General features: G+C 55.4%; 23 protein-coding genes. 8 read left to right on the top strand and 15 right to left on the bottom strand.

Going from position 1 to position 24606, the window contains the following annotated elements; translation table 11 throughout:
- Positions 1 to 33: 33 nt before the first annotated feature.
- The gene (gene dnaE / locus YWK_RS18765; RefSeq protein WP_051375302.1) at positions 34 to 3039 is read right to left on the bottom strand and encodes a DNA polymerase III subunit alpha; all 3006 of its coding nucleotides are present in this window, start codon (positions 3037 to 3039) and stop codon (positions 34 to 36) included.
- 5 nt (positions 3040 to 3044) lie between these two features.
- Positions 3045 to 4352: a DRTGG domain-containing protein gene (locus tag YWK_RS0107145; RefSeq protein WP_026964262.1), complete on the bottom strand. Its 1308-nt coding sequence runs from the start codon at positions 4350 to 4352 to the stop codon at positions 3045 to 3047.
- A 173-nt stretch (positions 4353 to 4525) separates the two neighbouring features.
- Here YWK_RS0107145 and YWK_RS0107140 point away from each other — a divergent pair, with 173 nt between their 5' ends.
- The 5 genes from YWK_RS0107140 to YWK_RS0107120 all read left to right on the top strand — a co-directional run bounded on the left by YWK_RS0107140 (position 4526) and on the right by YWK_RS0107120 (position 7577).
- Positions 4526 to 5410, top strand: coding sequence for a YitT family protein (locus tag YWK_RS0107140; RefSeq protein ID WP_245578539.1), 885 nt, complete (start codon positions 4526 to 4528; stop codon positions 5408 to 5410).
- A 173-nt stretch (positions 5411 to 5583) separates the two neighbouring features.
- Positions 5584 to 5802 carry a hypothetical protein gene (locus tag YWK_RS18760; RefSeq protein WP_035466307.1) on the top strand — a complete coding sequence of 73 codons (219 nt, stop codon included), beginning with the start codon at positions 5584 to 5586 and terminating at the stop codon, positions 5800 to 5802.
- On the top strand, positions 5799 to 6014 hold the full coding sequence (locus YWK_RS0107130) for a hypothetical protein (RefSeq protein ID WP_026964260.1): 216 nt from the start codon (positions 5799 to 5801) through the stop codon (positions 6012 to 6014). The genes YWK_RS18760 and YWK_RS0107130 overlap by 4 nt, the downstream gene beginning before the upstream one ends.
- A gap of 196 nt (positions 6015 to 6210) precedes the next feature.
- Positions 6211 to 6495: a hypothetical protein gene (locus YWK_RS0107125; RefSeq protein WP_026964259.1), complete on the top strand. Its 285-nt coding sequence runs from the start codon at positions 6211 to 6213 to the stop codon at positions 6493 to 6495.
- A 149-nt stretch (positions 6496 to 6644) separates the two neighbouring features.
- Positions 6645 to 7577 (top strand): hypothetical protein, encoded by a 933-nt coding sequence (locus tag YWK_RS0107120; RefSeq protein WP_026964258.1) that lies wholly within the window; start codon positions 6645 to 6647, stop codon positions 7575 to 7577.
- Between the two features lie 153 nt (positions 7578 to 7730).
- Here the strand turns inward: YWK_RS0107120 and YWK_RS18755 are convergent, their stop codons facing one another.
- The 5 genes from YWK_RS18755 to speB form a co-directional block, all read right to left on the bottom strand.
- Entirely contained in the window at positions 7731 to 9185 is a 1455-nt protein-coding gene (locus YWK_RS18755; RefSeq protein WP_051375300.1) for an amino acid permease, read from the bottom strand.
- 69 nt (positions 9186 to 9254) lie between these two features.
- On the bottom strand, positions 9255 to 10709 hold the full coding sequence (locus YWK_RS0107110) for an aldehyde dehydrogenase family protein (protein WP_035466391.1): 1455 nt from the start codon (positions 10707 to 10709) through the stop codon (positions 9255 to 9257).
- Positions 10710 to 10782: 73 nt separating this feature from the next.
- On the bottom strand, positions 10783 to 12207 hold the full coding sequence (locus YWK_RS0107105; protein WP_026964256.1) for an APC family permease: 1425 nt from the start codon (positions 12205 to 12207) through the stop codon (positions 10783 to 10785).
- Between the two features lie 86 nt (positions 12208 to 12293).
- Positions 12294 to 13649 carry a putrescine aminotransferase gene (locus YWK_RS18750; protein ID WP_035466305.1) on the bottom strand — a complete coding sequence of 452 codons (1356 nt, stop codon included), beginning with the start codon at positions 13647 to 13649 and terminating at the stop codon, positions 12294 to 12296.
- A gap of 23 nt (positions 13650 to 13672) precedes the next feature.
- Positions 13673 to 14578, bottom strand: coding sequence for an agmatinase (gene speB / locus YWK_RS18745; protein WP_245578538.1), 906 nt, complete (start codon positions 14576 to 14578; stop codon positions 13673 to 13675).
- Positions 14579 to 14738: 160 nt separating this feature from the next.
- Here speB and YWK_RS0107090 point away from each other — a divergent pair, with 160 nt between their 5' ends.
- Positions 14739 to 16859, top strand: coding sequence for a sigma 54-interacting transcriptional regulator (locus tag YWK_RS0107090; RefSeq protein WP_051375299.1), 2121 nt, complete (start codon positions 14739 to 14741; stop codon positions 16857 to 16859).
- A 278-nt stretch (positions 16860 to 17137) separates the two neighbouring features.
- Here the strand turns inward: YWK_RS0107090 and cysK are convergent, their stop codons facing one another.
- From cysK to YWK_RS0107075, 3 genes are all read right to left on the bottom strand, one after another.
- The gene (cysK, locus tag YWK_RS0107085) at positions 17138 to 18061 is read right to left on the bottom strand and encodes a cysteine synthase A (protein WP_026964254.1); all 924 of its coding nucleotides are present in this window, start codon (positions 18059 to 18061) and stop codon (positions 17138 to 17140) included.
- 31 nt (positions 18062 to 18092) lie between these two features.
- Positions 18093 to 19262, bottom strand: a complete 1170-nt coding sequence (locus tag YWK_RS0107080) for a M20 metallopeptidase family protein (RefSeq protein WP_051375297.1) — start codon at positions 19260 to 19262, stop codon at positions 18093 to 18095.
- A 61-nt stretch (positions 19263 to 19323) separates the two neighbouring features.
- The gene (locus YWK_RS0107075) at positions 19324 to 19881 is read right to left on the bottom strand and encodes a helix-turn-helix domain-containing protein (RefSeq protein ID WP_026964252.1); all 558 of its coding nucleotides are present in this window, start codon (positions 19879 to 19881) and stop codon (positions 19324 to 19326) included.
- 76 nt (positions 19882 to 19957) lie between these two features.
- Here YWK_RS0107075 and YWK_RS18740 point away from each other — a divergent pair, with 76 nt between their 5' ends.
- Complete coding sequence (locus tag YWK_RS18740; RefSeq protein WP_051375295.1) at positions 19958 to 20713, top strand: AzlC family ABC transporter permease; 756 nt, start codon at positions 19958 to 19960, stop codon at positions 20711 to 20713.
- The gene (locus tag YWK_RS22115; RefSeq protein WP_026964251.1) at positions 20710 to 21027 is read left to right on the top strand and encodes an AzlD domain-containing protein; all 318 of its coding nucleotides are present in this window, start codon (positions 20710 to 20712) and stop codon (positions 21025 to 21027) included. The genes YWK_RS18740 and YWK_RS22115 overlap by 4 nt, the downstream gene beginning before the upstream one ends.
- A 115-nt stretch (positions 21028 to 21142) precedes the next feature.
- On the opposite strand, the gene YWK_RS0107060 is transcribed toward YWK_RS22115, so the two are convergent.
- From YWK_RS0107060 to lepB, 5 genes are all read right to left on the bottom strand, one after another.
- A complete protein-coding gene (locus YWK_RS0107060) occupies positions 21143 to 21907 on the bottom strand; it encodes an amino acid ABC transporter ATP-binding protein (protein WP_281172236.1) in 765 nt (254 codons plus the stop codon).
- A complete protein-coding gene (locus YWK_RS0107055; RefSeq protein WP_035466303.1) occupies positions 21907 to 22560 on the bottom strand; it encodes an amino acid ABC transporter permease in 654 nt (217 codons plus the stop codon). Before YWK_RS0107055 ends, YWK_RS0107060 begins: the two co-directional genes overlap by 1 nt.
- Positions 22561 to 22577: 17 nt before the next feature.
- Positions 22578 to 23444, bottom strand: coding sequence for a basic amino acid ABC transporter substrate-binding protein (locus YWK_RS0107050; RefSeq protein WP_051375293.1), 867 nt, complete (start codon positions 23442 to 23444; stop codon positions 22578 to 22580).
- A gap of 137 nt (positions 23445 to 23581) precedes the next feature.
- A complete protein-coding gene (argR, locus tag YWK_RS0107045; protein ID WP_026964247.1) occupies positions 23582 to 24028 on the bottom strand; it encodes an arginine repressor in 447 nt (148 codons plus the stop codon).
- A gap of 14 nt (positions 24029 to 24042) precedes the next feature.
- Positions 24043 to 24582, bottom strand: a complete 540-nt coding sequence (lepB, locus tag YWK_RS0107040; protein ID WP_026964246.1) for a signal peptidase I — start codon at positions 24580 to 24582, stop codon at positions 24043 to 24045.
- Between the last annotated feature and the right edge of the window lie 24 nt (positions 24583 to 24606).

The following is a 24606-nucleotide window of genomic DNA, read 5'->3' as shown; positions in this document are numbered from 1 at the left end:
ACAAGGTATCTGTTGCGCACCCAAAACAGACCGTCACAGTGATGAATGACCTGTTTTGCTGGGCTGATGCCCTGTTTTCACATTGCCAATCCCAACGAGCTCTTCGAGTTCCCCAATCAATTCCGCTGAAAGGGTGACACTCCATTTTGACTCCAGAATCCGCATCTTTTTGCGGGATCTATCGTACAGCGCAACGCCGATGTCGCCGGTGTGCCGCTTGAGGGCCTGCTGGATGCGCTTCAATCCATCTGCCCCCAGTTTCCCAGAGTCATACCGAATGAATAGCATCATGGGCGCGGTGTCACTGGTCGACGATGTGCCATCACGGAAGTCCAGCCCCAGGCCAACCAACGCTTTGCCCTCTTCCGCCGTCCGGTAGGCCTCTTCGAGAATGTCTTTCGCAGCTTCCAGCGAAGCGCCATCTGGCAGAAATTCGGACAACGCCCCGGCCTCCAGCAGACTCTCTACCGACTTTCGGTTGCACGCCCGGGAATTCACGCGGCGCAAGAAATCAGCCAACGAGGTGAACGGCGCCTCGCGCCGCGCAGACAGGATGGCGTCGACGGCGCCCCGGCCAACATTGCGCACACTGAGCAATCCTGCTCGGATGACCCGCTCGGATTCTGCGGTGTATCCGTAGTCGCTCTTTTGTATGCTCGGCGGCAACACGCGGATGCCGTTTTGTTTGGCAATCCTGATATAATCCCGCGTTTTGGCGGCATCGCCCATGACCATCGTGAGCAGGGCCGCCAAAAAGTCAGGCGTGTGATGCGCGCGCAAATACGCGGTCCGGTACGCCAGCACAGCGTATGCGGCCGCGTGGGATCGGTTGAAGCCGTAATCGGCGAAGCGAACAATCAGGTCGTATACACTGTTGGCCACCGCTTCGTCGTATCCACGGCGTAGGCATCCTTCCACGAACCGAGACCGTTCGGCGTCCAGTACATCCCGCTTTTTCTTCCCCACGGCGCGCCGCAACAGGTCCGCCTGGCCGAGCGTAAACCCAGCCATCAACGAGGCAATCTGCATGATCTGTTCCTGGTACACAATGACGCCGTACGTGTCCTTCAATATTGGTTCAAGATCCGGATGTGGATAATGAATGGGTGTCCGACCGTGTTTCGCCGCGATGAACGTGGGAATGTTCTCCATCGGCCCGGGCCGGTACAGGGAAATCACGGCCACCAAATCGTCCAGCCGCGTTGGGCGCAAGTCGCGCAACACGCGGCGCACGCCGCCGGACTCCAGTTGAAAGCATCCTTCCGTCTCGCCGCGCGTGAGCATGTCGAACGTCTTTTTGTCCGACTCAGAGATGGATTTCCAATCCAGCCGCCGCCCCGTTCTTCGCTCAACACTGGCCACACAGGCGTCAATCAACGTCAATGTGCGCAAACCTAGGAAGTCCATCTTCATCAAGCCGAGGTATTCGATATCTTCCATCGCATACTGTGTCACCGGCGTACCGTCCGCACCTGGCTGCACCGGCACCAGGTCGGTCAATGGAATGGGTGAGATCACCACCCCTGCCGCGTGCACCGACGTATGCCGCGGAAACCCTTCCAATCCCTTTGCTGTGTCCCAGACTTGTCGAGCATGTGGATTGGATTGCAGCAGTGCCTCAATCCCCAGCACTTCCTCGTACGCCTTTTGCAACGTCACGCCCGGATGTGACGGAATGAGTTTCGCCAGCCGGTCCACCACGGCCGGGTCGGTCTTCAGCACCCGGCCCGCATCTCGAATGGCTGCGCGTGCTGCCAGGGTCCCAAAGGTCCCGATTTGTGCCACTCTGTCCGCACCGTAGCGGCTGACCACGTACTGAATAACTTCACCTCGCCGCTCGTACTCGAAGTCCGTGTCAATGTCCGGCCAAGACACGCGCTCAGGGTTTAAAAAGCGTTCAAAAAGCAGATTATGGCGCAGCGGATCCACATCGGTAATGCGCAGCGCGTACGCAACGAGGCTTCCCGCTGCCGATCCGCGGCCCGGGCCCGTGGAGATGCCGTGCTTATGCGCGTACCGGATAAAGTCCGCCACCACCAGAAAGTAATCGGCGAAGCCCAGGCGCTCAATCACCGACAACTCGTAGTCGAGCCGCTCGCGAACTTCGGGAGACATCTGGCCGTAGCGCTGCCGAGCCCCCACTTCGGCAGCTCGGCGGAGGACCTGACTGGAAGGCTCATCCCCTTGCGTCGGGTATTGGGGCAGCAGTGTTTGCCCCACCGGCAGTTCCAAGTTGCACTGATCTGCGATGACCAGGGTGTTGCGGACGGCTTCCGGCAGATGCGTAAACCTGTGCACCATCTCTGCTGGGGAAGCCAGGTCGTAGCGATCCCCTTTCAGCAGGTGAGGGTTGGTGTGTCCCTCTAATTGAGCCAGGACGCGCTGCACCTCGGCATCTTCCGGCGCTAGGTAGTGGACGTCGTTGGTGGCCACCACCTGCTGCTGATGTGCCCGCGCCCAACGCACCAACGCCGGCAATCCTTGCCGCTCTTCGGGAATTCCGTGATCCTGGATGTCGATGTATAAATCGTCCTTTGGCCAGGCTGACGTCCACCGATTCAACCAGATTTCCGCTTGCCTCGGGTTCCCCGCAGAAAATTGACGCAGAATCTCAGATTCCCCGCCGGCAATCAAAGCAATCAGAGACTGGGAGTGCGTGGCGAGTTCCGAAAACGTCACGAAGGGATGGCGCGGCCGCGACTGTGCCAACGTCACCAACCGCACCAGGTTTTGATATCCCGCAAAGTCTTTGGCGAGCAATACTGCGGCATCGACAGCCGGTCCGCCAGGACGTCCTTCCTTCAGTACGTCCTTGTCCTCGTCGAAGCCAACGGAGAGTTGCACACCGACAATCGGCTTCACACCCTCCGCCTTCGCCGCACGGTAAAACGTAACCGCTCCGTATAACGCATTGGTGTCCGTGACAGCGACGGCCGGCATGTCCAGCTCGCGGCACTTCCGAACGAGATCCGCAATGCGGACGGCGCCCTGGCGTAGAGAGTATTCGCTGTGGACGTGCAGGTGTACAAAATCAGCCACAAAGCTCACCTCTCCAGCATCTGGGTCGTCAACAACGCTTTCGCTGTCCGCTCGGAACCGGAAAATACTTCGACGTCCACTTTGGCAAAGCGCCGACCGAAGTCGAGAATGCGCGCTCGCACTTCAATTCGTGTGTCGACCGCAACCGGTTTAAGGAAGTACAACGTGACGTTCTCCACCACCATATCCACTTTGCGGTTTCGCTGAACGCACAGGACCGCGCTGTGTTCAATCAAGGTGGTCAGCGGCCCCATGGCGAGCGTGCCCACAGATCCTGTCATCTGTGCATTGACCTCGCCGAACAATGACAAGCTCTTGTCGTCGTTCCAGACTTCTTCGAAGCCGCCCACCACCATGCCCTCGACGGTCTCGCCGACCTGAGGCTGGCGGTTCATCAGCTGCAACGCTTTAATCACGTCCTGGCGGCTCACCACGCCGACCAACTTTCGATTCTGCACCACAGGAAGCAACTCGATACCTTCCCAGACCATTTTGTGCGCCGCCGAGGCAATCGGGGTTTTTGGCGATACGACGTGCAGCTGCCGGGACATGTACTGCTCAATGCTGTCGTCGACCGAAGCGTCTGCCACGTCGCGTGCGGTGACAATGCCGACCAGACGGAAATCCTCGTCCACCACCGGCAGGCGCGCATGTCCGGTCTGTTCGACGATAGTGAAATAGTCTTTGACCGTTTGTCCCCTATGCAAAGCCGCCAATTGTTGATTTGCGAGTACATCCTCGACAAACAGGATATCTTTCTTGATAAGGCGGTCGTAGATAGCGCGGTTAATCAGCGTGGCCGTGGTAAAGGTGTCGTAGGTGCACGAGATAATCGGCAACTGCTGTTCGTTGGCCAACTGTTGCACTTCTTCGGACGCCTCAAACCCGCCCGTAATCAACACGGCCGCGCCGTGTTCCAACGACATCTTTTGGACCAGTTCGCGGTTTCCAACAATCATGAGGCTGCCGGGTTCGATATAGCGCGCCGCAGCTTCCAACTGCATGGCGCCGATGACGAACTTATGCAGCGTCTTGTGCAACCCGTCACGCCCGCCGAGCACCGTGCCGTCAACAATGTTGACCACTTCGGCGAAAGTCAGGCGCTCTATGTTTTTCTTTTGCTGCCGTTCAATGCGCACCGTGCCAATGCGGTCCATGGCGCTCACAAGGCCTTGTGCCTCTGCTTCCTTGATGGCTCTGTACGCCGTGCCCTCGCTGACCTGCAGGGCTTTCGCCACTTGGCGGACGCTGATTTTGGTGCCGACCGGAAGCGACTCTATATATTTCACGATTTTCTCATGTTTCGTGCTCATGAATCGTCCTCCACGACTTTGTCCGAAACCACTTGTTTTATTATACACGAGGACATCACAGGACTTGGCAACCGCCACAGGTACGATACATTATTAGTGCGTGTTCGAAAGGAGCAATTGGCCGCTTCGAGCCATCGCTCACAGCATCCACGTGTTCAAAGGGGGCACTATCCTTGCAGCAACAAAAATTGTCCATGGATTACATCATCCAGCCCACCAAACATCCGGTGTGGACGTACATCATCCGGGTGGTCTTGGTACTCGTGGGGTGTTTCATCGGCGCCGTCTCTGTCAACAGTTTGCTCGTACCGGGGCACATTCTCGCCGGTGGGTTGACAGGTCTCGCACAGATGATCCACCACTATACCAACTGGCCCATCGGTACCATGTATTTTCTCTTCAACGTGCCGCTGTTTATCTTGGGTTATCGGGATCTCGGGCGGCGCTTCATCCTGCTGACCGGCGTCGGCATCGTTGGCTTTTCCGCGTTTACCGACCTCGTTCAAATTCACTTCACCTTGCCTCAAGACCCCCTGCTCGTGGCCCTATACGGTGGCGTTCTTGGTGGCGTGTCAAGTGGACTCATTCTACGCGTCGGCGGTTCCGCTGGTGGCACCGACATCCTGAGCCTTGTGTTGCACCGGCGAACAGGCAAAAGCGTCGGAGCAGTTTCGTTTGCGATTAATGTCATCATCGTCCTCTTGTCCATGACCGTCTTCGGTGTCGCCGCAGGCATGTATACGTTAGTCGCCATGTTTGCAACGTCTCGCGTCATAAACGCCCTCATGCATTACCAAAACCGTAAAACTGCCCTCATCGTCAGCACCAAGGCGTCAGACATTGCGCAGGCGATTACCCATCACCTGCAACGCGGCAGTACCTTGATAAATGCCTCCGGCGCATACACGCATGCCGAGGTGGGTGTTCTTATGTGCACACTGACCAGTATCGAACTCGCTGACTTGAAAGCTCTGTGCATCGGCATTGATCCAAACGCGTTCATCAGTATCCTTGACACGACCGAGGTCGTAGGTCGCTTCCGAAACCTTCCGGTGTAGCCGAATGGAACCTGGCGTCCTTCGTAAATGTCGGCTGTGATGGCATCTTGCAAGTTTATCACCAGATCAATTTGTCAATAACTAGAGTGAGAGAGGTGAGTCCGGGACACCCCCCGGCATCTCACCCAAGGACAGCGTTGGTTGCCGAGTACTGTCGGCAAAGGAGGAAGTCTATGCGGTACGTTCCATCGACCATTGTCGTTGCCGTCCTGGCATTGATTCTGGCCTGCTGGCCAGGTGTGCAAGCCTGGAGCGAAACCGGCCCAATCCATCACTATCTGGTGCACTTGTTATACCTGTTCGCTGGCGCCCTCGTCGGCTTGCAAACCGCGTGGTGGGCGCATGGATTCGTGGCTGTACGAGAACTGGATGACGGAGGGGTGAGTTCGTGAAACGCACAACCGGCCAGGCAACTCTCCTCGCCTACGCAGGCGTGATTTTGCTGGTTTCCGCTTATTTTCCAGGGTTACAGCAACGCATGGAATCCATACGTTTCCTTCACGCACTGTGGCATGTCGCCATTTTTGTGGGTGCTGCGTGCTTGGTCTACGGCCTGGAAACGTTGCGAGGATATGCTCGACGATATCGAAGACTCACTCAGTAAGTACCGACTGCAGACCTGTCTGTGAAGCGCAACTGTAGATTCCCTAAACCCCCGAATAGTCGCCGCTTGGCGGCTATTTTCATTTCTCAATCATGTCGAAATTTGACGAGACGAAACTCACCGACCCTCACACCCCACGCTTCCCCTTCGAAACTATGAATGAATCTTGGGAGTCAGGAACAAGGGGATGATGACTGTGAACATGAAAAGACTTCGCGCGCTGGTTGTCTGCGTTTTCCCGGTGCTGGCGTTGACGGCATGTGGAGGAGGCAGCTCCTCAGACAATTCAGTGCACAAATCGGTTCCCCTCACCCCGGCTCCCACGAATCGCGTGGCAGAAACAGGGTCAAATCCTGCAAACACACCCGCACACCACGCGGTCAACGGGAAAGGGGTGAACAGCACAGTACCCAGCAGTGTCAAAAGCGAAGCACAAAACAACGTCAACCAACTGGTGAATGCTATCAACACACTTCATTGACACGCACGGATTGAGAGCAAACATATGAACGATTGTTCTCAAAACTAAAATGAGTGTTTTGCAAAATTTCGCTAGATATCCGTTCATCGAGATTTTGCAAATCGCCGAAATACACAAATTTCGTTTTCGTTACACGAGGAGGAATTCACGTGAAAAAATCGATTTGCGCTCTTTCCACCGTTCTGCTGACTGCCAGCGCCGCTGCCCCGTTTGTGCTCAACACGAGTGTCGCATATGCGGATGACAACCATGGCAAAACACACGTGGAGGCCACGCGGCACGTAGACCGGGACCACGACGAGGACAATCAAAAGCTGGATCAACTGCTGACCATGTTTGCAACAGCCCCCACCGCGCCAAAAGCTGCGGACGATAAGGAACACGCGCACGCGCATGGGGACAAAAAGGCAGAGAAGGACAATGACAAAAAGGCTGAGAAGGACAATGACAAAAAGGCTGAGAAGGACAATGACAAAAAGGCTGAGAAGGACAATGACAAAAAGGCTGAAAAGGACAACGACAACAAGCACAGTGAGAAAAAAGCTGTCGTAGATACGCATAAAGCGCAGCTGAATCAGTTGCACGCTGCCATTGACCAACTACATAAGGACCAGAAGGCGGAACAAGCCGCCCGTCAGGCTCTGTTGAAACAGGGACAAGCGTACGTGCAAGTCATGGAACAAGCGATTGCCAGCGGCAATGCGACCGCCGTACAAGCCGGAAATCAGGGGATTCAGACCATCCTCACAGATCTGAAAAAGGCTTTGAGCACACAAGCTGATGAAGATAAGCAGGTCAAATCCTCCATGGAAGCCGGCAAGCACGGTGACCTCGCACGCGCACTGCAGGCAGTTCGCACGGCCGACAACCGTGTGAAAGCAAAGACTGCAGCGATGCAAAAAGCTGCGGACGAGTTGAAGAATCTGGTCGCCACGCTGAAAAGCCAGCTCACATCCAGCAAGACAGTCAGCGGCTCCACCAGTGGTGCTTCGGCTTCGGGAAGCAGCCGCGCAAGCACATCGACCGGCAGCTCCAAAGCCGTCACCAACGAAGGCAATACGACCATCACCATCAACAACTGAGTTTTCAGTAACATCCTCTCATATCAAGTACGTCCAACTACATGCCCTGTACACCTGTACAGATGAACATGCGGTGAAAACCTGTGACATGACAAAAATCGGCCCGGATTGGGCCGATTTTTGTCCCTACACCTTACCTCCATCCATCACCTGTCATGTCCCCACACGTCTCATGTCGGTGTTCTGCACTTCACGGGGACGAACCACCGAGAAGTAGTAGATTGCGCCAACCACAATAGCAATCGCTGCCAACAACGGAACAGAGTAGTTACTGTACCACGGCGTTCCGGGATTGCGGGGCCAACACAAGTTGATGACGACGAAGATTCCCCAAGCAGCCGCAACAAGGTTGATAGGCAGGCCAAAGCGACCGAGGTTCCACGGCGACGCGGTGGAGTTCCACCCCCGGCGTCTGGCAATCAAACAGCCCACCGGGACACTGAGATAGGCCAGATACATGCCCACCACGCAGATGTTGACGATGTACGCCTCTGCAGACGCTGACAGAATCAGGAGAACGGCGAACAAACCACTGAAAACGATGGCTGGCACTGGCGTGTCGAACCGCCTCGACACGTGTACCCAGAGCCTGGACAAAGGGATTTTTTGGTCGCGGCCGAACGAGTACAGAAGCCGCGACACGGTAGCCTGAACCGCTGTACCGCAGACAAAGATGGCAATCACTGCAACCCCAATGAAAGCAGATGCCACACCGCTCCCTAAATTCGTCTGCAAGATATACGTGAGCGGAACATCAGCCTTCAGCACGTCGGAGAGGTTCGGAATGCTGAGTACAAACGCCCAGAGCGCGAGGGCGCCGATGACAAACGTGAGGCCGAGTGCCGAGATGATAGCCCGCGGAACGACGCGACGGGGGTTAATCACTTCCTCGGCCAGGCTGCCTGCCGAGTCAAACCCGTACAGCACCCATGTGGATGTCAGCATTGCAGCGAGAAACACCGGCAGGTAACTCCCGCCTTTCGCCCCTGTCCCTCCAGTATTGAACGTGTACGAAAAGCTGTGGTGCATCCCAAACGCATAGAGCGCGCCAGCCAGAACAATCATGGCGACAATCTCGGCCACCATTCCAACATTGTTAATGAAGGCGACGACTTTAACGCCGTACACGTTCAAGACCGTCTGCAACAGGATGATCACGGCTGTGATGAGCACCAACACGGTCTGGCTGCTGGCATCCCAACCAACAAACTGAGCAATGTATGGAGCAGCGCCAAAGTCGACAGCTGCAATGGTTGCAAGCAGTGCAATCAAGTACATCCACCCTGCGAACCAGGCATAGGTCGGACTCACCAACCGTTTCCCCCACTGGTAGATGGAGCCCGCAATCGGGTAGTGAGACGCAACCTCTCCCATTGAAAGACCGACCAGTAATTGCCCGACAAAAACAATCGGCCAAGTCCATACAAAGGCTGGTCCTCCTGTGGTCAGGCCATACCCAAACAAACTAAAAATTCCTGTCGTCGCTGAGATGAATGAGAACGCAATGGCAAAGTTGGATATAAACGATAGATTTCTCTTCAGCTCCTGCTTGTATCCGAACCGAGCCAGGTCCTCCGCATCCCTGTCCATTGTGACATTCGGGTCCATAGACACTTCACCTCAATCCCGTCAAGTGGACGTACATCGAATTTCAACGTGCGTAGATCCCGATGAAACTTACCTCCGATACCAACCTGTCGGTTCTACTGCAAGATTCACGTTGATTTGCTTGACTTCCGTGTACTCTTCATAGCCGAACGTCCCGAGTTCACGTCCGATGCCGGACTGCTTGTATCCGCCCCACGGCGCCTCGTTGTACGTCGGGTGGTACGTGTTGATCCAGGTGATGCCGGCGCGAACGCGCTTGATCACGCGGTGTGCTTTCGCTGTGTCAGCCGTAAAAACGCCGGCGGCGAGCCCATAGACCGTATCGTTTGCCAGCCGAACCGCGTCCTCCTCATCCTTGAATGTCTGTACCACCAACACAGGCCCAAAAATCTCTTCTTGGACAATCCTCATGTCAGGGCGGGTGTCCACAAAGATGGTGGGCTCCAGGAAGTTCCCCCGCTCAGGCAACCCCGCAGGGCGGCTGCCGCCACAAGCCAGGCGTGCACCTTCTTCCAGCCCAAGTGCAATGTACTGCTGCACCTTGGACAAATGCTGCGCAGAGACCAGTGGTCCCATCTCCGTATCTGGATGAAATCCGTCTCCAACCCGGATCTGCTTCGCTCGTTCCACGAGCCGTTCCATGAAGCGGTCATAAAGGGATTCCTCCAGCAATAACCGTGAACCCGCCGAGCAAACTTGGCCAGTGTTGACGTAGATGCCAAACAATGCATAGTCGACGGCAGTCTCGAAGTCGGCGTCCGCAAAGACAATGTTTGGCGACTTTCCGCCTAGCTCTAGCGAGATCTTTTTGAGATTCCCCGTCGCGGCCTGCATAATCTTGCGCCCAGTCACCGTGCCTCCCGTAAACGCGACTTTGTCTACCAAATGGCTCTCGGCGAGCGCGTTCCCCACGACAGGTCCCGCCCCTAAAAGCACGTTGACGACCCCTGGTGGAATGTCCGCCTCTTCCAACAAGGCTGCTAGTCGCAGCGCGGAGAGCGGGGTGAGTTCCGATGGTTTGAGAATACAGACGTTGCCCGCAGCCAACGCCGGAGCCAGCTTCCAAGCCGCCATGAGGAGCGGGTAGTTCCAAGGGATAATTTGGCCGCAAACGCCCACAGGTTCACGCACCACAAACGTCTGCGATGGAGCCGGAACGTCAAAAGCCTGACCAGTGGGTTTGGTGGCCAGTCCCGCGTAATAGCGGAAGCAGTTGGCGGCATCGGTGACATCCGCTTCTGACTCGCGCAGTGGCTTGCCGCAGGACAGGGTGTCCAGTGCTGCGAGTTCTGCCGCGTTGGCTTCGATGGCTTCTGCAGCGCGGAAGAGTATCCTCGCCCGGTCCTGCGCTGTCGTCTCCGCCCAGCCGCCTTCGTCGAACGCGCGGCGAGCGGCACGAATCGCCCTGTCCGCGTCCTGCATCGTACCTTCAGCCACGTACGCCACCACTTCACCGTTGGCTGGATTGACGACGGGGCGCCGTCCTCCGTCCCATGCTGACGTCCACTCTCCATTGATGTACATCAAGCAGGTTCCATCGTTTGCGCGTCTCAAATTCGCGAGATAATTATCCACTTGAATCCCTCCTGCAATGAATTTAAACCGGTGTCGTTGGCGCAGAAACCGTCTCAGCACTGCTGAATTCGAGTCCGGAAGAATAAAACGGGCTTCGGTATTTCAGCCGATAATACACCAATGGAACGAGGCCGATAATCAGCAGGCCAATTCCAATGGTGTCGGTCAAAAGCCCCAACTGCGGGATGTCGTACAACGCAACGCACCACAGGAACACGGAGGCGCCCACTGGCCACAGTCCCCGCATGAAAAAGGTTTTGATGTCACGCGTCAAGAGCCGTCGGTAGTACCAGGCACAGGAAAATCCAGTCAGGCCGTAGTAGAACGCTATCTGCAGTCCAATGGCGTTGATGGCATCGGTCATGAGCGTGTTGACCCCGGAACTGAAACTTGAGAGAACAAACATCATCAACGCAATAATTCCAATCACAATGCCGGCCAACCACGGGGTTTGGAAGCGTGGGTGAAGTTCTCCGAACTTTGCGCTAATCACCCGGTCACGTCCCATTGCAAACAGCGTCCGGCTCGCCTGTAACAACGAAGTTTCCAGCGTGGCAACCGTGCTGATGAGGACCGCCAAGATGGCGATATTTCCCCAAGGGCGCGGAAAAATCATGTCACCGACAACGGGCAACAGGTTTGTGCTCGCGCTGGTAATCTGATCCGCCGATAACCCCATTTGCATGGCCACTTGCATGAGTTCAAACAGCACAAAGATGCCTATCATGCCGAGTACACCGCCTAGCCCGGGAGCGCGAGTCCGGTCTTCTGTTTCTTCCGTTAGATTCGCCGTCACGTCCCAGCCCCAGTAATAAAAGACGGCCACAAGAGAACCCGCCATGAACGTGTTGAAGTTGAAGCCAGTTGGTGCAAACCAGGACCACGAGAAGGGCTGAACAGGGTGGGCGGAAAACCTGACAAAGGCTCCGACCGCAATCACCATCAGCGCGGCGACTTCGACAATCGTCATGACCTTCTGGAATTTTGCCGTGATTTGAATGCCAACCATGATGAGCACGTTCATGGCGAGAAACCATACTGCGCCGACCAAGGTCACGGCCATCACGTTGTCCTTCAGGGATGGCGCCAACAAATCCAGCGTTACGGAGCCAGCGGGGAGCGAACCAGCAATCATGAACAAACACGTCGCAACAATCAGTCCCCATCCGCTCATAAACCCAAGTGAGGGATTCATCGCGCGGCCTACCCACGCATAACTCGCCCCTGCGTCAGAGCGCCAGCGGTTGAGGTACATAAACGCAAAGGCAATGCCGAACATGACAATGGCTGCGTACAGGATGGACCCTGGCCCCATCAAGCCGACTGCACCAATCAGTGCCGCCGTACTCGCTGACAGTGAATAGGCCGGGGCAGTTCCCGCAATCCCCATAATGACTGAATCCGCTTTCGATAGGACGTTGTGCTTCAATTGATTCTTCCCGGACATGTCATGTATCGCCGCCCTTCCGAATCTTCAGAACGAGATGTCGGTGGGAAAGGCCGTAGCCATACCCCGTCCCACCGTCCTGTCACTCATACAGTCACTCGCGTGTTTTCCAATGCGTCAGCCAACACTTCAAACACCCGATCCGCCTGTTCGTGCAAAATGGTGAGCGGCGGCTCCACCCGAATCACCTTCGCGTTCACCAGTGTTCCTGCAACCAGCACGCCGTTTTCGAACATATGCTTCGCCACCTCGAATCCGATGGCATCGTCGACGAACTCCAACGCCATCAACAACCCTTTGCCACGGACATCGAGCACTTTATCTTCGTGCCCTTTGACCGCTTCGCGCAGACCGTCCAACATGTACCTCCCGAGTTCATCCGCGCGCGCGGGAAGGTTTTCTTCAATCAGTACGTGGATGTTCGCAATCGCAGCCGCACATGCCAGCGGGTTGCCCCCGAACGTTGTGGTGTGCAGGAACGGATTGTCAAACAGTCGAGAGAACACTTCCTCCGTCGCGACCGTCGCCCCCGCAGGCATGACACCTCCGCCAAACGACTTGGCGAGGCACAAAATGTCCGGAGCGACGTCGTAATGTTCGCTGCAGAACATCTTGCCCGTGCGCCCCATGCCCGTCTGGACTTCGTCCAGGATCAGCAAGGCGCCGTACTGGTTACACAGTTCCCGGACGGTCGGCAAGTAGTCGTCTTCCGGAATGTTCACGCCGCCTTCTCCCTGTATCGGCTCGAGCAACACGGCACCGACGTCTTCTCCGACCATCTTGCACGCATGCATCGTCTTGTGCAGCATGTCGATGTCGTTGAATGCAATGTGGCGGAAGCCAGGCATCATGGGCATGAAAGGGCGGCGAAACACTCCCTTGGCAGTTCCCGCCAAGGAACCGTAACTCTTCCCGTGGAACGCCTTCGTTGCAGCGAGAATCGTAGGCTTTGACGGATTGTACGCGCGGGCCAGTTTCAGCGCAGCTTCGACGGATTCCGTGCCGCTGTTCGTGAAGAAAGAGTACTTTAAGTCGCCAGGCGTGATGTCGGCGAGGATTTTTGCCAGCATGGCGCGGAGCGGATCGAGCAGATCCTGACTGTGCAAAGCTTGGCGATTCAACTGGTCTACCACGGCTTTGACGACTTTCGGATGGCGGTGCCCAACGTTATAAATTCCGAACCCGCCCAAGCAGTCGATGTATTCCTTGCCGTTGACGTCGCGAAAACCGTTGGGACCAGAGTCCGCCCACTCAACGGCTGCATCGAGCGTACCGAGCGTGACCGACTTCCGATATTCCAAAAACCCGGGGTTCACGTATTCGCGGAACCCATCCAACGTTTCCTTCGTGACCCACTTGGCCGCATCGCTGTCAATTTCGTCTTGCGAGATGAGAGACAACACCTTCTCTGTGTAGTTGCGTACGCTTTCGTAATTCGGCATGTTTGTTCTCCTCCATCTACTGTTTACGCCCGGTGCACGTGACTCGTAGATTCGGGCACGGCCGCGAAGTCCGTGGCCCATTCGAACAACGTGACCAGCATTTCGCGAACAATTTTTGCGCCGAGAACGGAAGTGCATCCTGTCGGATCCAACTGAGGCGCAACTTCCACCAAATCAGCACCGACGACGTTTCTGCCTCGGAGCAACCCGAACGCAGAGAACAGTTCTTGCGGTGTAATCCCCCCGGCTTCCGGCGTCCCCGTACCAGGGGCAAATGCCGGATCCAACACGTCGACATCGACGGACACGTACAACGGCGTTGCCGGATCCAAGTCAGACAGCACCTGTTCCAACGGTTTCACAACCTCCATTGGGAAGTGGCGAAGGTTCGCCGCAAACTCGACTTCAGGCAAATCGGCCGAGCGGATACCAAACTGGGCAAATTGGGAACTCGGCAGGAAGTCGAGGACCCTCCGCATGACCGTCGCATGAGTGACCGATTCCCCAAAGTAAACGTCAGCGAGGTCCGCGTGGGCGTCGAAGTGGAGTACGTGGACATCGGGGAACTGTTCATGCACCGCCCGGATGACGGGCAACGAGATGAGGTGCTCGCCTCCGAGTACAAAGGGAACCTTTCCACCTTTCATCAAAGTACGGACGTACGCTTCTGTACGGGACAGGCTTTCGTTGACGTTTCCGAACGGCAGAACCAAATCTCCGGCATCGTGGTATGAACGGTGCAACAACGTGTCGCCGAACTGAAGGCTGTAGTGCTCCAAACCGTAAGACGCCTGGCGAATCTGAGCCGGACCAAACCTCGCACCCGGTCGAAAACACACCGTATAGTCCATCGGAACCCCGAACAGCACGACCGCAGCAGCGTCGTAGTCCGGATTGCTGTAAAGAAACGTCGAACTGTCCTGCAGCAACTCTATCGCCTCCTCTCTGACCGTGCGTCTATTCGTCCATGCAAAATGTATGCCAATTCAGAATGATTGATAAAATAGGCACCCAGTGATATGTTGACAACAAACGGATACGTCACCGTTGCATAAGTGATGCACGGATGAATAAGGAGTGTTTTCGCGATTGAATTTGTCAACCTATCTTCGAGATCCCGTCGTCATTGACGAATCCACAAACCTCGACGAGGCATGCGAGCGCATTCGCGTGGAGGACCATACGGTTGTGTTCATGGCGCAGCAGGACAAACTCTTCCCTGTGAAGAGCTTCGCGCTATTGCTGGCGATGCAGGGACCGAGAGAAGAGTGGTCGCTGGAACCGCTCATCACCGGTCCGCCTCTGCGCGTTGTGTCCTTGGATGAACTGACCGCTCAGGCGCTCGACGTGTTGGCCGACGAAGTGACGTTGGTCAGCACCGACACCGGCCTGAAGTACATTCTGCGCGAAGATTTTCTCCTGACGATGGTGTCTGCCGAACCAAACAGCGACGTCGCCTGGCTTCGGAAGCTGTTTTCGTCCATCCCCCGCGGGCTTATGATTGTGGACCTGAACTATGCAGTGGTGAATAGCAACAAAGAAGCCCTGCGAATGCTTCGCATGACCGAATCCGATTTGGGCCGCATCCGCATGAACGACCTGCTCGGCTCACGATTCTTCCAGTATGTGCAAAACACACACAACGCGCTGCTCAACCAGGTGATAACGGCGAAAAACGGTCAACCTGCACTCCTGGTGGACTTTGTCCCTCTCGTCAACAACAATTCAATTTCGGGCGTTGCACTGGTTTTACAAGACCTCCCGTCTGTCGAATCCATGGCCCTGGAATTGGATTCCGTTCGTCAACTGAATCAAGACTTGGAGGCCATTTTGTCGACCATATACGACGAAATCATCGTGGTCGACGCCGAAGGTAAGTTGCTGCGGGCAAGCCAACACTACATCGCCGCGCATTGGAAACAACCTCCCCACGAACTGATTGGCGAGGAGATTTTGAAGTACAATGCGTGCGGAGCACTCGTCTGCCAGGTCATCCGCGAAGTGCAGAGCACACGACGGAAGGTCTCCCTCATGCACAACGAAAGCGAGTACCCCATGGTTTGTGCTGGAAATCCCATCTTCACGAAGAAGGGAAAACTGGAACGGATTGTGGTCGCTTCGCGGGATTTGACCGAAGTCTCAAGACTGCAAAGCGAGCTCGAGAGAACGCGCAAACAGAGTGAGGATTACCGCCGCGAACTGGAGGGACTCCGCCAGCGCGTCACGCAACGCACTGGCACGGTCCCCATCTACGTGAGCACCGCAATGCACGAAGTCATGCGAGAAGCTGAGCGAGTTGCACAGTTTTCCACCACGGTTCTACTGACCGGGGAATCGGGCGTGGGGAAAGAGATTATCGCCAACGCGATTCACTCGCTCAGTGAGCGCCGCCATCAGCCATTTGTGAAGATCAACTGTGCCGCCATCCCCGAAGCTTTGCTCGAGAGCGAACTCTTTGGATATGAAAGAGGCGCATTTTCCGGTGCGAAGCAAGATGGAAAAATCGGCCTGTTTGTGAAAGCTCACAAGGGTACCTTGTTCCTGGATGAAATTTCGGATCTCCCATTCGGGATTCAGAGCAAACTCCTACGAGCGATTCAGGAACGGGAAGTGTATCCGGTTGGCGGTACAACGCCCGTAAAATTCGACGTCCAAATCATCGCCGCAGCCAACCGGTCTCTTGTGGAGTTGGTCAACAAGGGAGAATTTCGCGCAGACTTGTATTATCGCATCAACGTATTCCCCATTGAAGTACCGCCCCTGAGAGAGCGCAAGGAAGACATTGCTGTCCTGGCGAACCACTTCCTGCACCAATTCAATCAGAGATATCAGCGAAACCTCCGATTTTCACGTTCCGCCATCGAGTTGCTGGAAGCGTATGAATTTCCGGGAAATGTACGTGAGCTTCAAAACGTGGTTCAGCGAATGGCGATTAAAAACGACGGGGAAGTGATTGACGCTCTGGTCGTCGAGAACGTCCTGATGAACAGCCAGAAGACACAGCGACACTCTAGCCACGGACGTACTCCTTCGCCATCGCGCTTTGAACAGGTCATCCCGCTCAAAGACGCGATTTCACAGGTGGAAGCGGAGCTGATTGCACTGGCTATGGCAAAATACGGTACTACCAGCAGGGCCGCCGAGGCTCTCGGCATCAGCCAGTCGTCGGTAAGCCGAAAGTACAGGAATATCGCGAAACAGAATCGATGACCATAGGGCTGCCCTAAGTGTTTTCGCACTTTTGGGACGGCCCCTTGTATACGTCTCTCCTCCGCACCCGCATCATCAAAAAAATATCCGCCCCTTTCATCGGGCGGTGCGTGAAAAACGCGAATATAGGGGTTATTGGTACAGTGTAGGTCGCTGCTACACACCAACAGTATAAGGCGACCAGCCGCGTCTTTGCATGGGCCTTTTGGCCTATCTTTTTTTAAGTACAACGTAAGCATTCTCTATTTTTAAAATACATATTTTAGCAGACGGAGAAGTCATCTCGGAAACAGGTCTGAAGACAAGTACCGCTCTCCCGTGTCCGGCGCCATGCACAGAACACGCGCTTCTTTCGGCAGTGTTCTCGCAATTTCCACGGCGAAGTGTGCCGAGGCCGCACTTGAGGTACCGACCAGAATGCCTTCTTCTGCCGCCAACCGCCGAGCCATCGTTTCAGCATCCTCGTCCTGAATCAACAAAATGTCGTCGTAAATGTCCCGATTCAGCACCTTGGGAATGAACCCTGGCCCTGTCCCCGGAATCTTGTGAGGCCCTGGTTTACCTCCCGACAACACGGGCGATCCCGCCGGCTCCACCACGAAAATCTTCAGCCCTGGGATTCTCTCCTTCAAGACTTCACCGGTTCCTGTGACCGTTCCGCCCGTTCCTGCTGTCAAGCAGAACACGTCCAGCTGACCATCAAACGCGTCGATGATCTCGAGCGCTGTCGTCCCGCGGTGCGCATCGGGATTCGCCGGATTTTCAAATTGCATCGGAATGAAACTGTCCTCTATCGACTCCGAGATGCGGATGGCCTCGTCGATGGCGCCTTGCATGCGCAGGGCAGCCGGTGTTAAGTACACCTCCGCCCCGTAGGCCTTGAGGATCTTCACCCGCTCTTCTGTTGCGTTGTCCGGCATGGTGATGATGCAGCGATAACCGCGCGCCGCACACACCATGGCGAGACCGATGCCTGTATTGCCAGACGTCGGTTCGATGACAGTGGTTTGTCCCGGCCGCAGCTTCCCCTCTTGTTCCGCTTGTAGAATCATCTGATAGGCTGCTCTGTCCTTTACACTGCCCCCTGGGTTAAACGATTCCAACTTCATATAGACAGAGGCTCCGTTCGGATCTGGAATCCGATTGAGCCTGACAATCGGCGTATTTCCAATCAAATCAAGCACTGACGACGCAATTTTCATGGTCTATCTCTCCACATCAAAAGGAATTCTCTTACGCGTTACGCCGTAACCACTCCAGCGCTGCTTCCACAAACAGCTGACTGGTAGTGGAAATCATGCGTTCATCCACGTCGAAGGAAGGATGGTGCCAACCGTACCGCTTGCCTGTCCCAACCCAGAAGAAACAACCCGGCAGGTGTTGCTGATACTGTGCGAAATCCTCGCCTCCCAGCGTAGGGGTAGCCACCACCACGTTGTCGGCGCCAACTACCTTCACTGCGCTGTCCCAAACCACGGAGGCGACCGCTTCATCGTTGACGACAACGGGGAGCTGACGTTCGTATTCCACCTCCGCCTTGGCCCCGTACGCTTTGGCTGTGTCGTGCACAAACTCCGTAAAGCGCCGTTCAACCAAGTCTTGAACCTCTGGCTGGAGACAACGCACTGTACCTTCCAGAACCGCGTGCGGCGGAATGACGTTGCGGGCGGTTCCCGCATTGAACTGCCCGACGGTGACAACCACCGAATCGAGCGGAGACACGGCTCGACTCACAACGTGTTGGAGGCCGGCGACAATGTTTGCGCCGACGAGAATCGGATCCACCGCCAGATGCGGTATCGCAGCATGTCCGCCAACGCCCTTGATGACAATCCGGAACTCGTCGACACTCCCCATCAACGGGCCCGATTTCACGCCAATTTTCCCGAACTCGAGGTGCGGGTTGTTGTGCTCTCCGATGATGGCGCCCACCTGGAAGTCCTGGAACACACCTGTATCATACACCATGTTCGCACCGACCCCGGCTTCTTCTGCCGGTTGAAAGACAAACAGGATGGAACCGACAAACGATGCGTCACTGTCGGCGACTGTCTTGGCCAGCACAGCAGCCCCCAGCGCACAAGCGGTGTGAAAGTCGTGTCCACACGCATGCATCTTTCCGGCCACTTGGGACGCGTACGGCAGGCCTGTTTCTTCGTGAATCGGGAGTGCGTCGATGTCCGCTCGCACGGCGACACAAGGACCGGGTTGCTTGCCACGCACGACGGCCAGCACGCCAGTCTCCAGCGGATAATCGAGTTGCTCAATGCCGTGCTTGTCCAGGAACGCCCGAATTCGCCGGGTCGTTTCGTACTCCTCCAGGCTGAGTTCTGGATGCTGATGCAACGTCCGTCGAAACAGAGTCAGTTCCTCTGTCAGCGTGCTCGTCAAGGTCACGGCCATCTCTCCTTCTCCTTCCTACCTCTTACACATGTGACAGAACGAACGAGCATTCCAAAGTGGCTCACGGAACCGCGTAAAAAATCGCCATGTTCGCTTCGCAGGTTTCAGTTCCTGCGTTGCGGTAGGAATGGGTGACGTCTGCCTGAAAGTGCAGGGCGTCTCCTTTGTTCAAGCAGTAGTCGACGCCGGAGACGCGAACCAGAAGACAGCCGCGCGTCACCGTTAAACTCTCCGTCACTCCTGTGGGATGCGCCTCTGCATCCCGGGACGCGCCAGGCAGCAACGTCAATCGAAACAGCTCCACTTGTCCATCCGGGGACGCGTACGTGCTAAAGACCTGGAAGCGGCCGTTGTCTTCGTAAAACGCAGTTTGCTCGTGCGCCCGAACCAGTCGCGCGGTCTGATGGTCTGCGACAAATGCAGTAAATGGCACGTTTAAACCGGCCGCTACCTTCCACAATGTCGCGACGGTCGGATTGGATGCCCCTCGTTCGATTTGCGCTAACATCGGCTTGCTTACGCCGGTGAGTTGCGCCAATGCGTCGAGGCTAAGGCTTCGGCGTTGACGCAGTTGTTTCAGGCGTTCGCCAATACGTAAGGAAATTTCATCTCGATCCATCTTGTGCCTCTCTACGTGTTCAATATATGATACAGATAGATGTTATAATATACAGAAAAGAAAGGAAAGTGACCGCATGGAATTCGGCGCGACAGGGTCTCCCACAAGCGTATCACACCAACGGGGATTGCAGAAGGACTTTGTTGCTGCTTTGGCGGATGGGTTTCCCCTGTCTGTCAGCGTCTTCGTCTATGGTGTGGCGTACGGCGCGTTGGCCCACACCACAAACCACCTATCCATCGTGCAGACTCTTTCCTTGTCGGTCTTCTTGTTTGCTGGTGCGTCGCAATTCACGGTGCTTGCCCTGCTCCAGCAAGGCGCTGTTCTCGCAGTCATTGTCAGTAGTGTGTTCCTGTTAAACGCGCGACAAATCCTGTACGGACTGTCACTGGGCCCCTACTTGCGCCACATCTCCTGGCGGCCACTGGTCTTCCTGTCACATGGTTTGACGGACGAGTGCTACAGTATCTCAATTGTTGCCGCCAGAGCGCGGACGATTTCCTCCTGGTATTTCGCTGGCGCTGGATGTGCCGTCTTCATCCCGTGGTTCGTGAGCTCCGCCCTCGGCTACCTGCTCGGTGGATTTATCAACCACCCAGAAACGTTTGGCCTGGACTTCGCGTACATCGGCGCGTTTACCGGCTTGTTCATCGCACAGTGGACCTGCCCACGCCGGGTCTCAGCTGGCGTCGTCGCATTGCTCGGCGCAATCGCCGCCGGCAACTGGTACGGAACTACCGGAGCAGTGCTGGTCGGCGCCATCATCGCGTTTACATTTGGCGTGACGGCGCCCATCACCAGCACGAAATCCGCGGAGGAGGTGAGTGCATGACCCACGGATCGTTTCTGTGGCTGGTCGCTCTCGTCTCGCTCGCTACCTATGCAACGCGGTTTCCGTTCATCGTGCTGGGTCGACGCATCAAGCTCACTCCACGGTTAAAGCAAGGCCTGGATTATATACCGGTTGGCGTGTTTGCCGCCATGATTGGTCCCGCCATCTTCTCGCACGTGAATCCAGCCCACGGCATTGACGTCGCGTTCCTCGTCGCGACAGTGCTGGCCTTTGTGGTGGCATTTTTCACAAAAAATCCCCTGTGGACCATGATTGTGGGTGTCTTGGCGGCTGCCGGTGTCCGCTTGCTGTGATGGAATAGGTAGCTTCCTATCGGGGAGATTTTCGAGATTCCTCCGGAATGGTCCAGCACGACGTGATGTTGTGATGAAACAAACGAGCGGGTTTCGTAGACCCGCTCGGGCATCGTCACACATCTTCTTTTGCATGCAACTCTCTGAGGAAGCGACGCGTTCGGTCAGACTGTGGATGGTCAAACAACTGTTCAGGTGGACCCTGCTCCACGATTTTTCCATCCTCCATGAAGATCACTCTATCTGCCACGCGCTTGGCAAACGCCATTTCGTGCGTGACGAGAACCATCGTCATCCCTTCCTGCGCCAGCTTCTGAATGACTTGCAATACTTCCCCGACCAGCTCCGGATCTAGCGCAGACGTCGGTTCGTCCAGCAACAAGACCTCCGGTTGCATCGCCAGGGCCCGCGCGATGGCCACTCGCTGTTGCTGCCCTCCGGACAGTTTGGAGGGGTACACGTCCGCTTTGTCCCGCAAACCAATTTTATCCAACAACTCGTAGGCCATCTTCAATGCTTCCTGTTTCTTCAATCCTTTCACGTGAATCGGCGCCTCAATGATGTTTTCGAGCGCCGTCAGGTGCGGAAAGAGGTGAAACCGTTGGAACACCATACCGAGCCGTTCACGTTGCTTCGCCAACTCTTTCTTGTTGCGGCTGATTGGCTGCCCGAGTAGTTCAATGGTACCGCCAGTCGCTGTCTCCAGTCCATTGAAGCAACGTAGTAACGTGGATTTCCCAGATCCGCTCGGACCAATCACCGCGAGCACCTCACCGCGGTGCACGTCGACGTCGACGCCCTGCAGCACCTTGAGGGTGCCAAACGCCTTCTCCACGCCAATACCCCGCAACACCAACTCGTTCGTCACGCGTGTTGCCATTAGCTCCGCACCTCCAGTCTCCGCTCAATCCGGCTGGAGATGAAGACAATGATGGATGTCATCATCAAGTAGAACAAACCCACCGTGATGTACGTCTGCATAGGTTTGAATGTCGCAGCAGAAACCTGTTGGCCAACCCGGAGCAGCTCGGTCAGGGCCATCGTGGAAACCAGCGATGAGTCCTTCAGCAAGGCCACAAATTCATTGACCAACGGCGGCAGCAACCGGCGATATGCCTGCGGAAAAATGATGCGTCGCATGGCTAACCCATACCGCATACCGAGCGACTCAGCGGCTTCCATTTGCCCGGGATCAATGGAAAGAATACCTGCACGGACAATCTCGGCGATGTAGGCCCCTGCGTTGATTCCCAGTGCCAATACACCAGACACAAATGCATTCATGTTAATCCCAATTTGGGGAAGTCCAGCGTATATAATCAGGATTTGAACCAGCAATGGCGTACCGCGAATGGCCCACGTATACAGCCGAGCGATCCAGGGCAGTACTGGAAGCTTGGATATGTTCATCAGCGCAGCAACCACGCCGAGCACAAGACCAAGTAACAGTCCACAGATGGTGACCTGTACTGTCACCACAGTCCCCTGGAGAAAGAGCGAGAAAAACTGCATCACAAAGTGAATGTAGCTCATGGAGGCGCTCCCCTAGGCTATTTAGACCCGAACCAGTACGCGTAGATCTTGTTGTACGTACCATCTGCCTTCATTTCATTCAGTGCTTTCTTGATATCTGACTCGAGTTGCGTCTCGTCCTTCCTGAGGCCGATACCGACAGGGAGAGACATGAACGTCTGACCCACGATTTTGTATTTACCAGACTGAATGTTCACGTAGTACCGAGCAACGGATTCGTCGACGACCGCAGCGTCCAGTCGTCCGTTCGCCAAGTCCTGAAACGCATCTGGGAACGTGTTGTATTCCTTAATGGTTACGCCGCCTTCCTTTTTCAGCGCTTCATCGCTGGTTGTGGCAATCTGTACCCCAACGGTCTTACCCTTCAGGTCGTTTATCGTGTGAATGGAATCGTTGCTATCTGCTTTCACAACGATGGCTTGCCCCCAGTTGCCATAGTCCACAAAATCAATGGTCTTTCGACGTTCTTCCGTGTCGTTCATGGAAGAGATAATCAGGTCGTATTTATCCGACGTCAACCCAGGGATGATGCCGTCCCACTGTGTTGGCTTCCAGACAATCTCCTTGTGCAAATACTTGGAAAGTGCGTCGCCAAGATCAACATCAAATCCAATCAGCTTGCTCGGATCATTCGGATCCATATATTCCATTGGGGGATACGTGTTGTCCGTGCCTACGACAATCTTATCGGGGCTCGGCGTCGCGTTGGTATCCACTTTCGCCGTTACCCCGATGGCACTCGTCTTGTCTCCACTGGTGCTGTTGCCCGACGTACTGTTCTCCGCACCCGCACTGTTGCCGGTGCTGTTGGATGTGCCGCAACCGACGACTGCGGCCAGCGCCAACGTACTCATGGTCATAATGGCGAGAAATGATTTCTTCACAGATGTCACTCCATCTCTTCGAATTTACGAATTCAACTGAATTATCACATATAACTCATAATATCAGAAAATAATAAAAGCAGGTCGACGACCTGCTTGGAGAATATATTTCCATCGATTTAGACCAAAGCAATGGCTCACTGTGCTTGCGACAACATGCGTTCGACAACCATCGCGGCGTCTTCGTGAGGCGCGATGAGCAGCAGCGTATCGTCGCCTGCAATCGTGCCCAGAATCTCTTTCAGCGACATCGCGTCCAACATGGCCGCGACCGCATGCGCGTTCCCCGGCATCACCTTTAACACCAGTAAGTTGCCGGCCCGCGCCAGCGACACATAGACTTCGGACAACTTTCGGCGGAACGTATCCATGTTCATGGTGGTGGATGTGGCGGGAATGGCGTACTTGTACCGCCCGTCCGCGCCAACGACTTTAATCAGCTGCAGTTCCTTGATGTCCCGAGAAATCGTCGCCTGCGTGACCGCAAATCCCTCTTCTTCGAGCGCCTGAACGAGTTCTTCCTGTGTCTCGATGTCGCGGTGGCTGATGATTTCCTTAATCTTGATGTGTCTTCGTTCCTTCAATCAACCGCCTCCTGTCAGTGAATCGGCCCCGCCTTGCCGATGGGCCAAACAACGAAGTCGGCGCGGCCCAGAATACTCTTTTCCGGAACGTATTTATGCGTCCAGTAGCGACTGTCCTCCGACACAGACCGATTGTCCCCCAGCATGAAATAGCAGCCCGCTGGTACGTGATAGGACGACTGTGGTCCACTATCCGTCGGCTGAGTGATGTATGGCTCATTCAATTCCTTGCCGTTGATGTACACCTTGCCATTCTTAAACGTTATCGTATCACCCGGAAGGCCAATAATACGCTTGACAAAAATACGGCTTGGATCATCCGGGAACTTGAACAGAACCACTTCACCCCGGTACGGCTTCTCGAACTCTGTCTCCAAGTGATTGACAAAGATATAGCAAGGATTCGGAATGGTGGGATACATCGACGACGACGGAACGACGGCGAAACTCACGACCCAGTGCATGATGCCCCAGGCGATAAGACATCCGACAGCAATCGGCCAAATCCAGCCCCATAAACCTTTGAGCAACGAATTTCGTTGAGTATCGTCCATGAATTACCTCCACTGTGTATTGGC

Source organism: Alicyclobacillus pomorum DSM 14955, from assembly GCF_000472905.1.
GTDB lineage: Bacteria > Bacillota > Bacilli > Alicyclobacillales > Alicyclobacillaceae > Alicyclobacillus_A > Alicyclobacillus_A pomorum.
This window is presented reverse-complemented; position numbering and strand designations above follow the sequence as displayed.